This is a genomic window from Scytonema millei VB511283 (assembly GCF_000817735.3).
GTDB classification, from domain to species: Bacteria; Cyanobacteriota; Cyanobacteriia; order Cyanobacteriales; family Chroococcidiopsidaceae; genus Chroococcidiopsis; species Chroococcidiopsis millei_B.
Genome location: NZ_JTJC03000002.1, coordinates 552,697 through 566,622, shown reverse-complemented (window position 1 = coordinate 566,622; position 13,926 = coordinate 552,697). Strand labels below are relative to the sequence as shown.

At 42.7% G+C, this 13,926-nt stretch carries 9 protein-coding genes; 5 read left to right on the top strand and 4 right to left on the bottom strand.

Annotation, left to right across the window (positions count from 1 at the left end; translation table 11 throughout):
• Position 1 precedes the first annotated feature (1 nt).
• The 3 genes from xdhB to QH73_RS10275 all read left to right on the top strand — a co-directional run bounded on the left by xdhB (position 2) and on the right by QH73_RS10275 (position 4,680).
• Positions 2 to 2,347 (top strand): xanthine dehydrogenase molybdopterin binding subunit, encoded by a 2,346-nt coding sequence (gene xdhB / locus QH73_RS10285; protein ID WP_039716504.1) that lies wholly within the window; start codon positions 2 to 4, stop codon positions 2,345 to 2,347.
• Between the two features lie 276 nt (positions 2,348 to 2,623).
• Entirely contained in the window at positions 2,624 to 3,265 is a 642-nt protein-coding gene (locus QH73_RS10280; protein WP_039716505.1) for a Uma2 family endonuclease, read from the top strand.
• Between the two features lie 167 nt (positions 3,266 to 3,432).
• Positions 3,433 to 4,680 (top strand): M20 metallopeptidase family protein, encoded by a 1,248-nt coding sequence (locus tag QH73_RS10275; protein WP_039716506.1) that lies wholly within the window; start codon positions 3,433 to 3,435, stop codon positions 4,678 to 4,680.
• 110 nt (positions 4,681 to 4,790) lie between these two features.
• Here QH73_RS10275 and aroH read toward each other — a convergent pair whose 3' ends face one another.
• Both aroH and sppA read right to left on the bottom strand, forming a co-directional pair.
• Positions 4,791 to 5,207: a chorismate mutase gene (gene aroH / locus QH73_RS10270; protein WP_039716507.1), complete on the bottom strand. Its 417-nt coding sequence runs from the start codon at positions 5,205 to 5,207 to the stop codon at positions 4,791 to 4,793.
• Between the two features lie 139 nt (positions 5,208 to 5,346).
• Entirely contained in the window at positions 5,347 to 6,168 is an 822-nt protein-coding gene (sppA, locus tag QH73_RS10265; protein ID WP_015153997.1) for a signal peptide peptidase SppA, read from the bottom strand.
• Between the two features lie 157 nt (positions 6,169 to 6,325).
• Between sppA and QH73_RS10260 the strand changes: the two genes are divergently transcribed.
• Both QH73_RS10260 and QH73_RS10255 read left to right on the top strand, forming a co-directional pair.
• Complete coding sequence (locus QH73_RS10260; RefSeq protein ID WP_039716508.1) at positions 6,326 to 7,417, top strand: DMT family transporter; 1,092 nt, start codon at positions 6,326 to 6,328, stop codon at positions 7,415 to 7,417.
• Positions 7,418 to 7,778: 361 nt separating this feature from the next.
• The gene (locus tag QH73_RS10255) at positions 7,779 to 8,924 is read left to right on the top strand and encodes an IS4 family transposase (protein ID WP_309476474.1); all 1,146 of its coding nucleotides are present in this window, start codon (positions 7,779 to 7,781) and stop codon (positions 8,922 to 8,924) included.
• A 251-nt stretch (positions 8,925 to 9,175) separates the two neighbouring features.
• Here the strand turns inward: QH73_RS10255 and QH73_RS10250 are convergent, their stop codons facing one another.
• Together QH73_RS10250 and QH73_RS10245 are read right to left on the bottom strand one after the other, a co-directional pair.
• On the bottom strand, positions 9,176 to 11,011 hold the full coding sequence (locus tag QH73_RS10250) for a two-component system response regulator (protein ID WP_039716509.1): 1,836 nt from the start codon (positions 11,009 to 11,011) through the stop codon (positions 9,176 to 9,178).
• Positions 11,008 to 13,899, bottom strand: coding sequence for a hybrid sensor histidine kinase/response regulator (locus QH73_RS10245; protein ID WP_039716510.1), 2,892 nt, complete (start codon positions 13,897 to 13,899; stop codon positions 11,008 to 11,010). Before QH73_RS10245 ends, QH73_RS10250 begins: the two co-directional genes overlap by 4 nt.
• Positions 13,900 to 13,926: the final 27 nt, after the last annotated feature.

Sequence of the window (13,926 nt, the reverse complement as noted above, 5' to 3'; positions counted from 1 at the left end):
CATGAACACAGTAGGGGAAAAAAGAAGCCACGAAAGCGCAGTTGGACACGTCAGCGGCAAAGCAATTTATACTGATGACCAACGCTTACCAGCAGGGATGCTTTCCCTCTACCCCGTACTCTCTCCCCACGCGAAGGCGCGAATTACCAAAATCGATCCTGCTGGCGCATATGAAATTGATGGAGTTGTTACTGTTATCACCGCCGCCGACGTACCAGGAGTCAACGATACTGGAACGATTGTCTACGATGAAATCCTACTTCCCGACGAGGAAATTAGTTACTACGGACAAGCAGTAGTTTGGGTAGCAGGAGAAACCGATGAAGCTGCAAGACTGGGTGCAGAAAAAGTTGTCGTTGAATACGAACCACTAGAACCAATCTTGACGATAAAAGACGCGATCGCAGCAGATAGCTTTCATCTTAAACCGAAAGCGATTAAACGAGGCGATCCGACTGCGGCTTTACAACAGGTAGACTGCTATCTTGAAGGCGAAATGGCAATGAACGGACAAGATCATTTCTACCTCGAAACCCATGCGAGTTGGGTAATACCAGATGGGGAAGGTAATTATCAAGTTTATGCTTCTACCCAGCATCCCACAGAAACTCAAATTGTCGTTTCCCGCGTGTTAGGGATTACTAAAAATCAAGTTGTCGTCACTTGTATCAGAATGGGTGGCGGATTTGGTGGGAAAGAATCGCAGGCAAATCCATTCGCAGGTGTAGCCGCGATCGCAGCGTGTAAAACAGGTCGTCCGGTGCGGGTAAAATTAAAACGTCACCACGATATGATTTTGACGGGTAAGCGTCACGGCTTTTTAGGACAATATAAAGTTGGTTTTACCAATGAGGGAAAAATCGTTGCTTTAGATGTAGATTTATACGCCGATGGTGGCTGGAGTTTGGATTTATCTTCTCCCGTACTTTTGCGGGCAATGTTACACGTAGATAATGCTTATTACATTCCCCATTTAGCAGTAAAAGGACAAATTGCCAAAACTAATAAAGTTTCTAATACAGCATTTCGAGGCTTTGGCGGTCCCCAAGGCATGGTAGTCATTGAAGATATTGTGGATCGAGTAGCGCGGCATTTAGGTTTACCCCCAGAAGTGGTGAGAGAACGCAATTTCTACCACGGGGAAGGAGAAACGAATACTACTCATTACGACCAAGAAATTTTTGATAACCGGATTACAAAAGTTTGGCAGCAAGTAAAAGATAGCTCTAATTTTACTGCCCGTAGAGAGGCGATCGCGCAGTACAACCAAGCTAGTACTTATAAAAAACGCGGTTTGGCAATTACTCCCGTAAAATTCGGGATTTCCTTCAATAAAACCCAATACAACCAAGCAGGCGCGTTAGTTTTAATCTACACCGACGGCAGCATTCAATTAAACCACGGTGGCACGGAAATGGGGCAGGGGTTGCATACTAAAATGTTGCAAGTCGCCGCCCAAACGCTAGGGGTAAAGATCGAACGCTTGCGGATCATGCCTACGAGTACGGAAAAAGTACCGAATACTTCTGCCACGGCTGCTTCTAGCGGTGCAGACTTAAACGGACAAGCAGTGAAAGATGCTTGCGAAACGCTGAAATCTCGCTTGGCTGTGGTGGCGGCTGGGTTGCTGAAATTGGATACACCGGAAGAAATGGTATTTGCCGACGATTGGATTTACTGTCGGACTTACCCTTCAGCAAGAGTCCATTTTGAAGAAGTGACGAAACAAGCGTATGGCGATCGCATTAGCCTCTCAGCTACAGGATATTATCGCACTCCTAATATTTATTGGGATGATGCGACGGGTAAAGGCAGACCGTTTTACTATTTTGCTTACGGCGCTGCTGTAAGTGAAGTTGAGGTGGATGGCTTTACAGGTAACTTTAAGTTACGACAAGTTGACATCGTGCATGATGTGGGAGAATCTTTGAATCCCTTAGTCGATCGCGGGCAGATTGAAGGCGGTTTCGTACAGGGAATGGGTTGGTTGACGATGGAAGAGTTGGTGTGGGATGAGAAAGGACGCATCCGCACTTATGCCCCCAGTACTTATAAAATTCCGACAATTGGTGAAATACCAGAAAATTTCAATTTACATTTATTAGAACGGGCGGCTCAAGATGGGGTAATTTATGGTAGTAAAGCTGTAGGCGAACCCCCGTTGATGTTGGCGCTTTCGGTACGGGAAGCAATTCGCGCCGCAGTTGCAGCATTTGGCGAGACAGATTACGTTCCTTTGGCTTCTCCTGCGACTCCTGAAGCTATTTTATGGGCAATCGAATACGTGCGCGATCGCGCTACTGAAGCTGTGGAGGCAGTGGGGGAACCGCAGCCTGTTTCAGGTTAGGATTGGAATTAAAGAGGAAATTATTTTAGCCCCTTTTTAATCTCGTATCTTAGCCCCCTTTTTAACTCAGTTAGAGGATCTCCAAGACCTCCGAGCTTGCAAACCAAAATATATTAAGATAAACCCAGTTGAAAATTGGTTTTTATGGTACGTCTATTAATACCAATTAACTGTTTAACTACGACAGAAAGATCCCCCCAGCCCCCCTTTTTAAGGGGGGCTATAGAAAATAGTTTATAACGTATTATTTTGACTTTTGACTTTTGACTTTCGACTATGGTGTTACTCAACGATTTAACTCAACGCTTGCAAGCTGACGATCCTGAAGAGAAGCGGATTGTTACAGGTGTGAGTTGGCAGCAATACGAAGCCTTGATAGCTGATTTGGGAGATAATTCTGGCTATCGGGTTGCTTATTTAGATGGAGTATTGGAAATTGTGTCGCCAAGTCGTCGCCATGAAAGGGGAAAAACTCGCATTGGTGGATTATTAGAACTATTCTTTTTAGAAACAGATACAGAGTACTTTCCTACAGGTTCTACAACTTTCCGCAAGGAAGATAATCAAGCAGGAGGGGAACCAGACGAAAGCTATTGTATTGGTACTGAAAAAGATTTTCCAGATTTAGCTATTGAAGTAGTAGTAACCCGTGGTGGAATTAATCGATTAGAACTTTATCAGCGATTGGGCGTGCGAGAAGTTTGGTTTTGGGAAAATGAGAGTTTTTCTCCTTACTATTTATGGGAAGAAACGCCTTCTCAGTCGATGCAGACTTTTGGATATGGAAAAATAGAGCGAAGTGAAATACTACCAAATTTAGATATTAATCTACTGGCTGAATGCTTGAGTAATTCCAATCCCTTAGCAGCTGCAAAAGAATTTCGTCAACGTTTGCGATCGCAGCTCGATCGCGCTTAACTGTAATTCCAGCTTAATATCTAGTTTGATGACCCCGAATCTCTCTTCTCTGCATTAAATCAAAGAGCGATCGCACTACTTAACCATCGGATGCAGTTTTCCTCGCAGCACCTTAAACTGAGTATAGGCATATCCTCAATTCCGCCCCGAAATATTACTGACTTAGCATGGTTTCTACTTCCTTAAATCCTCTCACAGTCGATCGCTCCCGCATTCGTCCAGATATCCAAGCATTGCAAGCACAATTGGTAGAATGGCGGCGGCGGTTGCATCAACGTCCAGAACTGGGATTTAAGGAACGTATTACATCTGAATTTATTACGCAAAAGTTGCAAGAATGGGGCATAGAACATCAAACAGGGATAGCCATAACTGGCATTGTCGCCACCATCAATGGCAAAAAAACCTTAAGTAGGGGCGCACAGCTGTGCGCCCCTACAAATCATCCCGTCCTAGCCATTCGTGCCGATATGGATGCGTTACCCATCCAAGAACAAAATGACGTGCCTTACAAGTCGCAACATGATGGTGTGATGCACGCTTGCGGACATGACGGACATACCGCGATCGCATTAGGAACAGCATACTATCTTTCCCAGCACCGCGAAGATTTTGCGGGTACTGTAAAAATTATCTTTCAACCAGCAGAAGAAGGACCAGGCGGCGCAAAGCCAATGATTGAAGCGGGAGTTTTGAAAAATCCCAATGTGGATGCAATTATCGGTTTGCATCTGTGGAATAACTTACCTTTGGGTACGGTTGGAGTGCGTAGCGACGCGCTAATGGCTGCGGTAGAACTATTCGATCTCAAAATTAAAGGCAAAGGCGGACACGGTGCAATGCCGCATCAAACAGTAGATGCTATTGTCGTCGCCAGTCAAGTTGTGAATGCATTACAAACAATTGTGGCGCGAAATGTCGATCCAATTGATTCTGCTGTGGTCACGGTAGGAGAATTTCACGCTGGTTCTGCCCATAACGTCATTGCAGATTCAGCTCACTTAAGTGGCACAATTCGTTATTTTAATCCTAAATACGATGGCTATTTCGGTCAACGATTTGAACAAGTTGTTGCAGGTGTTTGCCAAAGTCAAGGTGCGACATATGAGTTAGATTACTGGCAATTGTATCCACCCGTAATCAATAATTTAGAAATAGCAGATTTAGTGCGATCGCAAGCTGAAAAAGTTGTAGAAACGCCCCTTGGAATCGTGCCGGAATGTCAGACAATGGGTGGTGAAGATATGTCATTTTTCCTACAAGAAGTTCCAGGGTGTTACTTCTTTTTAGGTGCTGCTAATCTCAGCAGAAACTTAGCTTATCCTCACCACCATCCTCGATTTGATTTTGATGAAACTGCTTTAGGAATGGGAGTAGAAATTTTCGTGCGTTGCGTGGAAAAGTTTTGCAGTTGAAAGTTAAGCAAGTCAAAAGTTAAAAGTCGAAAGTCAAAAAGGGAAAATATATTTCTAGTAAGGCTTTTGAATGCTGCCTATTTGCTAATTAAATGTGGAACGAGTTACTATCACCTTAAATGAGGTTGGACTGATTCTGGTTGTACGAGTCGTTGGGGAGAACTCCAATCGGGACGTAAATTCTTTGCTTTGCGTAAATAAGGATGCCAAACCTGGACTTGGTTAGCAGGAAGATTTGCGTGGATTAAGCAGCGGATGCAACGTTCTAAACTACCTTCTACATGCATCTGCTGTACGTCAAGCATGGCTACACAATCCCAGAAAGGGCGCTTGCGGGCGATCGCAGCGGGAAAAATGGCATCGAGATCGCGAGTGACAGTAAAAGTGACGCTCACAATTTGAGTCGGATCTAGCTGATTCTTCATTTCCAGCTCATTTAACATTTCTGTCACGGCTTCGTCAATTGCCTGCACCGTATTTTCTGTAACGGTTGTTGCCCCACGAATTGCTTTTAATCGCCACTCCACGCTCAATTCCTCCCTTAATTTAAATTAACTGAATAGTTTTTTGTGTTGACTTCTTAAAACGTTTTTGGTTGACGGTTGACGGTTAACTGATAACTGTCAACTGTCAACTGTTAACTAGAATCAGCCAAAATTATCTTAATTACGGACGATACAGCCACAAAGGTAAGCCACTCGTAGATAGCTCAAACTCTAACCAATCTACCCCAGTTAATAAACCAGATGCTACCGTAGACTCCCTAGAAAGTAATCGCTGCAATGGGGGCTTGCGTTCTTCTAGAGTGAAACACTTGGTTTTTTCAGGATCGAGTCCGACTAACTCTGCTGCCCAACGACGGGCATCTTCTTCAGTTCCCAACCGATCCACAACGCCTAACTCTAAAGCTTGCTGTCCGGTGAAAATGCGTCCGTCTGCAAAGCTTCTCACAGCTTCCTCTGTCAGATTTCGCCCTTCAGCCACAGATTGAACGAATTGCCGATAGCTGGTATCGATCAATTCTTGCAAAATATGTTGTTCTGGTTCTGTCAATTCGCGATCGAAAGCCAAAATATCTTTATAAGGACCGGATTTGATCGTTTTGAACGAAACACCAATCTTATCTAGCAAGCGTTCTAGGTTGTTACCCCGCAGAATTACCCCAATACTACCCGTAATCGTACCTGGGTTTGCCACAATATGACTGGCTCCCATACCAATATAGACACCGCCAGAAGCAGAGATATTACCAAAACTGGCAACAATTTTGATTTTTTCTCGCAGTCGTTTTAAAGCACTATAGATTTCCTGAGAATCTCCTACCGTACCGCCAGGGCTATCAATGCGGAGTAGTAAGGCGGGAAAGCGTCTTTCTTCTACAGTTTTGAGGGCTTCTAGAACTCTTTTGCGCGTCGCACTCGCGATCGCCCCAGTAATTTCTAGCCGTGCAATTTGTTTGCGAAAAGGGGTTTTAAACAGCCGTAGCATGTACAGTTATATACCAGACGTAACTCAATTTAGACTTTAAGCATAGAACATTTTTTCTCTGTAGATTTCTGTTACAGTGCAGGGCGATCGCTTCACAAAAATACATAATCGATTAAGATCGGAGAAATGTCATCTCATCCCAGCCGTCAGCCATCCCATGCATCTGAAACTGACTGAATCAAGATTGCCCTTTGCCTCCGTGCTACTAATCGCACCCTTTTTTCTCTGGGGAACAGCAATGGTAGCGATGAAAGGCGTTATTCCCCATACAACACCTTTATTTATGGCAGGAGTAAGGCTGTTGCCTGCTGGCATATTAGTATTAGGTGCAGCAATGGCGATGGGTAGACCTCAGCCTAAAGGATGGGCGGCGTGGTTGTGGATAAGTCTATTTGCCTTAATTGATGGATCTTTATTTCAAGGCTTCTTGGCTGAAGGTTTAGTCAGAACTGGGGCGGGTTTAGGATCGGTGATGATTGACTCCCAGCCTCTAGCCGTGGCTTTAATGTCGAGTTGGCTATTTGGCGAACGAATCGGTTTATGGGGATGGCTGGGATTGATGTTTGGCGTACTGGGGATTAGTTTAATTGGCTTACCAGATAATTTAATTCTCAACCTATTTTCTGGTATTACCCCTGTAGGGGCGGGTTTACCAGATATGTCAGTGTTGCAACAAATATTTCAGGTGAATCCGCCCCTACAATCCTTATTCGCCAGCGGCGAATGGTTGATGTTACTTGCAGCCCTATCAATGGCTGTCGGTACGGTAGCTATTCGTTATGTTTGTCGTCACGCCGATCCAGTCTCAGCAACGGGATGGCATATGATTATCGGTGGAATTCCCTTATTTGCTCTTTCTGCGGGGTTAGAGGCTGGGCAATGGGCAGATATTAGTTTATCTGGGTGGATATCGCTAAGTTATGCCACGATTTTTGGTAGTGCGATCGCCTATGGACTATTTTTCTACTTCGCTTCTAGCGGTAATCTTACCAGTCTCAGCGCCCTCACCTTTCTCACACCTGTATTTGCCCTCTTATTTGGCAACTTAATTCTCTCCGAAGTTCTCAGCCCCATCCAGTGGACGGGCGTTTCTCTCACCTTAGTTAGTATTTACCTGGTGAATCAGCGAGAGAAATTAGAACTATTGTTTCAGAAAAGTACAACGCAAGAGTCACATTCATCCGAATCTAGACAAACTTTAGAATCAGCAAAGTCCATACCTGTACCTACAAACAAATCAGAGTTATAAGGAAATCGGAATTCGTAGGGGCGCACGGCTATGCGCCCGTACTGGAGTCAGGAAAAAAGATTTTCATTCCTAATGTTTCTTGCAACACCCAACATCCATCTGTGTTGAATTGCATATCTTCAGTATTTTTGTAATACCAATTTACTCTTTGACTACGACAAAAGAGATCCCCCCTAGCCCCCCTTGATAAGGGGGGTTGGGGGCAATACTTCTCGGTTAAGGACAAAACTGGTAAATTACAGGATGTAATAACCTTTTCATTCCCTGCCCGATGCAACTACGAGAATTCACCCTGATTAGTCCCACGATTGGAGCAGGACAAGTGTTCAAAGCGATTGAAACTGTCATTCCTATCGAGTTAATTCATCAGACAATCGCTAAGAGTCATTGCCAAAGTCAACGACAACGGAAACTGCCTGCTCACTTGGTCGTGTGCTTAGTCATCGCCTTCAGCTTTTGGTCGAAAGCAGCGATGCGAGAGGTGCTCAAGAACTTGGTGGATGGGCTCAGTGTGCAATGGACACGCTTAGCGCAGTATTGGAAAGTGCCCAACAGTGCCTCAATCAGTGAGGCACGAGCCAAGTTGGGATGCCAGGTGATGCGGCAGTTATTTGAGCAAGTGGTGCGACCGTTAGCCACAGCAGAAACACCTGGGGCATTTCTAGGCGGGTTGCGATTGATGGCAGTGGATGGCACATTGCTGGATATCCCAGACAGCAAAGCCAATGCACGGGTGTTTGGCTATCCCGGAACTCGCTTTGGTCATCAGGCGGCATTTCCCAAAGTGCGACTGGTACTGTTAATTGAAGCAGGAACGCATTTGATTACTGATGCGCTTATCTGCCCGTATCGCATGGGGGAACGACGACGGGCACTGCGACTGCTGCGAGCGATTGGCACAGGAATGCTGCTGATGTGGGACCGAGGACTGCATTCGTTTGCAATGGTGCAAGCAACCGTGGCACGGGGAGGACATTACTTGGGACGAGTGCCTGCCAATGTCAAGTTTGAAGTCGAGCAAGTGCTCTCGGATGGCTCCTATCTCAGTTGGATTTATCCAGACCGGAAATCAAAGAAAAAAGGAGCAACCCGAATGCAAGTGCGGGTGATTGAGTACACCATTGACAATGCCCAACAACCTGAACAGCAACAAAGTTACCGACTGATTACCAGCTTGCTCGACCGGCAACAGTTTCCTGCCCTGTTGTTAGCCGAGCAATATCATCAACGGTGGCAAGTGGAAACGACGATAGATGAAGTCAAAACGCATTTACTTGGACGCAAGGTGCCGATTCGTTCGCTCAAGCCCCGTGAGGTGGTGCAGGAGGTTTACGGGTTATTGCTCGGGCATTGGGCAGTGCGTTCGTTAATGGTGCAAGCGGCACAACTAGAAGGTATCTCACCGTTGTGCTTGAGCTTTACTGGCACGTTGCACGTTTTGCGTCGAGCCGTAGCTAAATTTCAAGTGGTCTCCCCTGATGAACTTCCCCTTTTTGGAGTTGGTTGATGCGCGAGATTCTCGATGCTCAAATTCCACCCCCTCAAGGCAGAGTCAATCCGAGAGTGGTCAAAAAGCCCAGGTCAAAGTTTCCTGCCAAGAAGCGACATCATCTCGAGCGGGAAACCCAACGACCGCAACTTATTTTTGCGATTCCCAACTCTGCTTAAGGCTTAACCGAGAAGTATTGGGGTTGGGGGGATCGTCCATAGCATAGTTTTAGTAAAATGGTATAAGAAATCTATTAAATTAATAGTAAATTACCATTGGGGATTTTTAGAGGCGATCGCTTCTGCTAGTTGAGAGTTGACGGGTTTGGCAAAGAAATATCCTTGTGCTTCCTCACATCCTAATTTTTTTAATACAGCTAATTGTGCGGCTGTCTCTACTCCTTCGGCGATCGCTTTAATTCCTAAAGCATGAGCTAGAGTAATAATTGTCTTGACTATTTCACAGTTTTTGCCTTCTGCGTCAATTGGACTGACAAAAGAGCGATCGATTTTCAGCGCATCTATCGGGAAACGGTGTAAATAACTTAAAGAGGAATATCCCGTGCCAAAGTCATCAATGCTGAGTTGAATATTTTGTTCTTTGATCTGGGAAAGAAGTTCGATTGTCTTTTCTCCTCGATCCATTAACATAGTTTCAGTCAATTCTAATTTCAGATTTCTGCCACTTAAACCAGTATCAGCCAAAATCCAAGCTAACTTATCCACAAAGTTAAACTGTTTAATTTGCTTGCTAGAGAGATTGACGCTGATATATAAAGATGCAGCAGTGGAAAACTTTTGTTGCCAAAGATGCAACTGTTGGCAAGCTTCCTGTAAAATCCATTCACCCAGCGGGACAATTAAGCCAGTTTCTTCGGCAATTGTCATAAAATCCCCTGGATAAATCAATCCTCTTTGTGGATGCTGCCAGCGTAACAAGGCTTCAAAACCCGTCAGTCTACCAGTTGTTAGAGAAATAATTGGTTGATAATGCAGGATAAATTCTTGACGTTCCAAAGCATACCGCAAGTCTACTTCTATTTGTGAAAGATGCAACGTTTGAGCGTACATCTCGCGATCGAAGACTGCATAACGTCCTTTTCCTAAAGCCTTGGCACGGTACATCGCAATATCGGCATCTCGTAGTAATTCATCGCTAGTTTGGTAAGTTACAGAACCCAAAGCAATGCCAATGCTAGCACCAATATATACTTGATATTCATCTAAATCGATTGGAGCAGCGAGTTTATCTAACAGTCGCTCGGCGATCGCGATCGCATCTTGAAAGTGTTGTAGATTTTCTAATAAGATAGTAAACTCATCTCCACTTAAACGTGCCACAGTATCTAACTCACGGCAGCACTCTTGAAGAATACGAGAAATCGCAATTAAAAGGCGATCGCCGACAACGTGTCCCCAGCTATCGTTAATAATTTTAAAGCGGTCGAGATCGATAAATAATACGGCAAATAAATAATCGTTATTTCTAGTAATACGGTAAAGAGATTTTTGCAGATGCTCCATGAACAACGTTCGATTTGGTAAACCCGTCAAAGCATCGTGCAAAGCATGATGGATGAGTTTTTCTTGTGTTTGTTTATGTTCGTTAATTTCTAGATTCAGTTTGTTAATAACTGTTTCGAGTTGTGCAGTTCTTTGCTGGACTTTTTGTTCTAATTTAGTATTTAACTGATAAATCTCTGCCTTTGCTGTTTGCAAATCTAACTGATGCCGAACGCGAACTAAAACCTCTTCGATTTGAAAGGGTTTTGTAATATAGTCTGCACCGCCAACTGTAAAAGCTTTTACTTTATCAAAAACATCGTCTAAAGCGCTCAGAAAAATAACTGGTATATCGCGAGTCGAGTCATTATTTTTCAAGTTTCGACAAACTTCATAGCCATCCATGTCTGGCATTTTGATATCCAGTAAAATCAGCTGAGGTGGTTCTTTACTAGCAGCATTCAACGCCATCAAACCATTTTTAGCACAACGAACTTGATAACCTCGTTCGATTAAAGATGTAGATAAAACTCGCAAATTATCAGGTATATCATCTACCAATAAAATACGTTCATAAGTCTGACTCAACTGAATATCATTCATAAATTGGCAGCCGTTTGAGCAAGGTTCATAATGCGATCGAAATCAAATTCATCGACTTCTTTTTGGATAGATTGAGCTAAAGCTTGATTTTCTTCGGGTATCTGAGTTAATAGTTGAGCAATTTGTTGCTCGTCAAGTAAAGCGGCTGCTTCCGACAGTTTGACTAACCATTCATTAGACATAATTGTTAAAGCTTCCGCCGTCAAATTTATAATATTTACAGCGACAGAAATATTTGTAGAGTCAATCTCTTCATAAATATATCGCACGCCTAAAAATTGAGCCATTTTGTCAAAAATGACTTCTTCATGAAAAGGTTTGCGGACAAAATCATCGCATCCAGCTGAAAGAACTATTGCTTTTTCTTCTTCAAGAGTACTGGCTGTGAGGGCAATAATTGCAGTAGCTTGTCCTTGCAAATGAGATTTAATCTGTTGAGTTGCCTCATAACCATTCATGACTGGCATTCGCATGTCCATCCAAATCAAATGTGGTTGCCATTGTTGCCACATTTCTATTGCTTCTTGTCCGTTAGCTGCTTCTTTAACTTGAAAACCAATTGGTTCTAATAATCTTAATAAAAGCTGGCGATTCTCCCAGCGATCGTCTACTACTAAAATCCGATACTCCTGTTGATTTGGTTGAAGTTCAATAACTCTTTGAATTATTTTCTGTCCGCTAACTTTATTAACTTCGCTTGCTAAAACTTGAATGTCAAATTTAAAAACCGTACCTTTTTCTAGCTCGGAAGTAACAGTAATCTCTCCTCCCATCAGTTCGATAAACTTTTTGGTAATAGGTAAGCCTAATCCAGTTCCCTGTTGAGATTGTTTACCCGTTTCCGTTTGAACAAATGCTTCAAACAGACTATCAATTTCTGCGGGTGCAATACCTGTACCAGTATCTTCAACTTCAAAATGAATAGTTATTGGTTGCTCGTTAGCTATTATTTGTTTTTGCTCTCCTAACCAGGCTCTTAAGATTATGCTTCCTTTGTCAGTAAATTTAATAGCATTACCCAATAGATTAATTAAAACTTGCCGCAATTTTTTATCGTCAGTTTTAATATATCGAGGTAAATTGTTATTGCGAGCGATAGTAAGTTGTAAATTCTTAGATTCTGCTCGTAATGCCAACATCTCTTCCATCAAGTCTAATAAGGCATATAGATCGAAGTCAGTTGGATAAAGAGTCATTTTTCCTGACTCAATTTTAGCTAAGTCTAGTATGTCATTAATTAGCGAGAGTAAATGCTCGCCACTGCGATTGATAATTCCCAAATTTTCCTGTTGCTGTTTTGTTAAAGAGGCTTCGCGATTCATCAGTTGGGAAAAACCAAGAATGGCGTTGAGAGGAGTTCTTAATTCATGACTCATGTTTGCTAAAAATTCGCTTTTAGCACGATTGGCTAATTCTGCTATGTTTTTAGCTTGTTGTAATTCGACTGTTCTTTTCTCAACTCGAAGTTCGAGTTCATCATTAGTAATTTCTAATTCTTGGTTCGCCTTATCTAACTTTTCATTAACTTTAATAAATTCTTGATTTTTGCGATCGAGTTCTTGATTGGTTTGAGCTAAATTAGCAAAGGATGCTTGTAATTGCTGCGCCATCTCATTGAAAGAATGCGACAATATTCTAAGTTCAACGATGTTTTTAACTTCTACTTGTTGGTTCAAATTTCCTTGAGCGATCGCCACTGAAGCTTTACTCAAACGTAGGATTGGTTGAGTAATCCAACGAGAAGTAATTAATCCTAACCAAACTGCTACTACAAGCGCTATAAAACAAAGAATGATGGTTGTCTGGTTGTTGGCATGAATTTGTGCCATGAAATCTGATTCGGGGATGGTAGTCACGACTAGCCAATTCAGCCCAAATTTATCTTGCCAGGGAGTGACTCGAATGAACTGCTCTTTTCCTTGTAATTGAAAATTCAGTTTTTGTGTGCCTGTAATCTTTTGAAAATCACCGAATTGTTGATGTAAATGTTTAGCTGTAGCTTGAATTTGAGAGTCCGAGCTATTCAGGACGCTTAGCCTTTTAGCTACGCCATTAATTATGGTAAAAGGTTTTTCAGTACTAGAAGATGCAATTAGTAAACCATCACGCTCGATAATAAAAGTTCTGGCTGTAGGACTGATTTTTAATTGTTGTAAAAAATGACTAATATTGGCTAATAGTAAATCGATTCCTATGACACCAATAAGCTGATTTTGGCGATCGTAAATAGGTTGATTAGCTGTAATAGATATATATCCTGCTAAATTTTCTCCATCCCAGTTAGCTACTGAACTCCATATTGGTTTACCTGCTTTAACTGTTTCCTTGTACCAAACTTCCATTAAAGGTTCGTAGTCATCATATACTGCTGCTACTTTTGCACGGTTGCCCCGAGCGTCTGTAGTGTAGGTGTATGTTTTCCACTTAGTCGCACCTGAAAGTTCATCTATGGTAACTCCCTTTCCTGCTAAAAATCTTCCTGCACCAGCAAATTCTCCTGTTGTCAGTGCATGAGAAATATAAGTTATTTCAGGATAAGCTTGCATTTGTTTCCAAAAATAATGTCCTGTCGTCTTAAAATTTTTTAAGTTCAACAAACCAAGCTCGATCGCATCAACATTAATTTGATTGAGTCTTTGAGGAGTTTCTAAATAATTATTGAGGTGTTCGGACACTAAATTACTACTTTTATCCATCAAGCGATCGGCAAGATCGCTAACTGCTCCTTGCCCATTTTTGAAGGAAAGATAGCCTACCAATCCCACTGCGCCAACAATTTCCAGCACAAAAGGTAAGACTAGAACTAATCGTAGAGACAATCCTCTAAAGTTTGTATGTTTTGGAATATCTTGCTCTTGTGGTGACGCGATCGGTTGAGACGATTTCATGGTTATCTACTAAGATGATGGGCATTA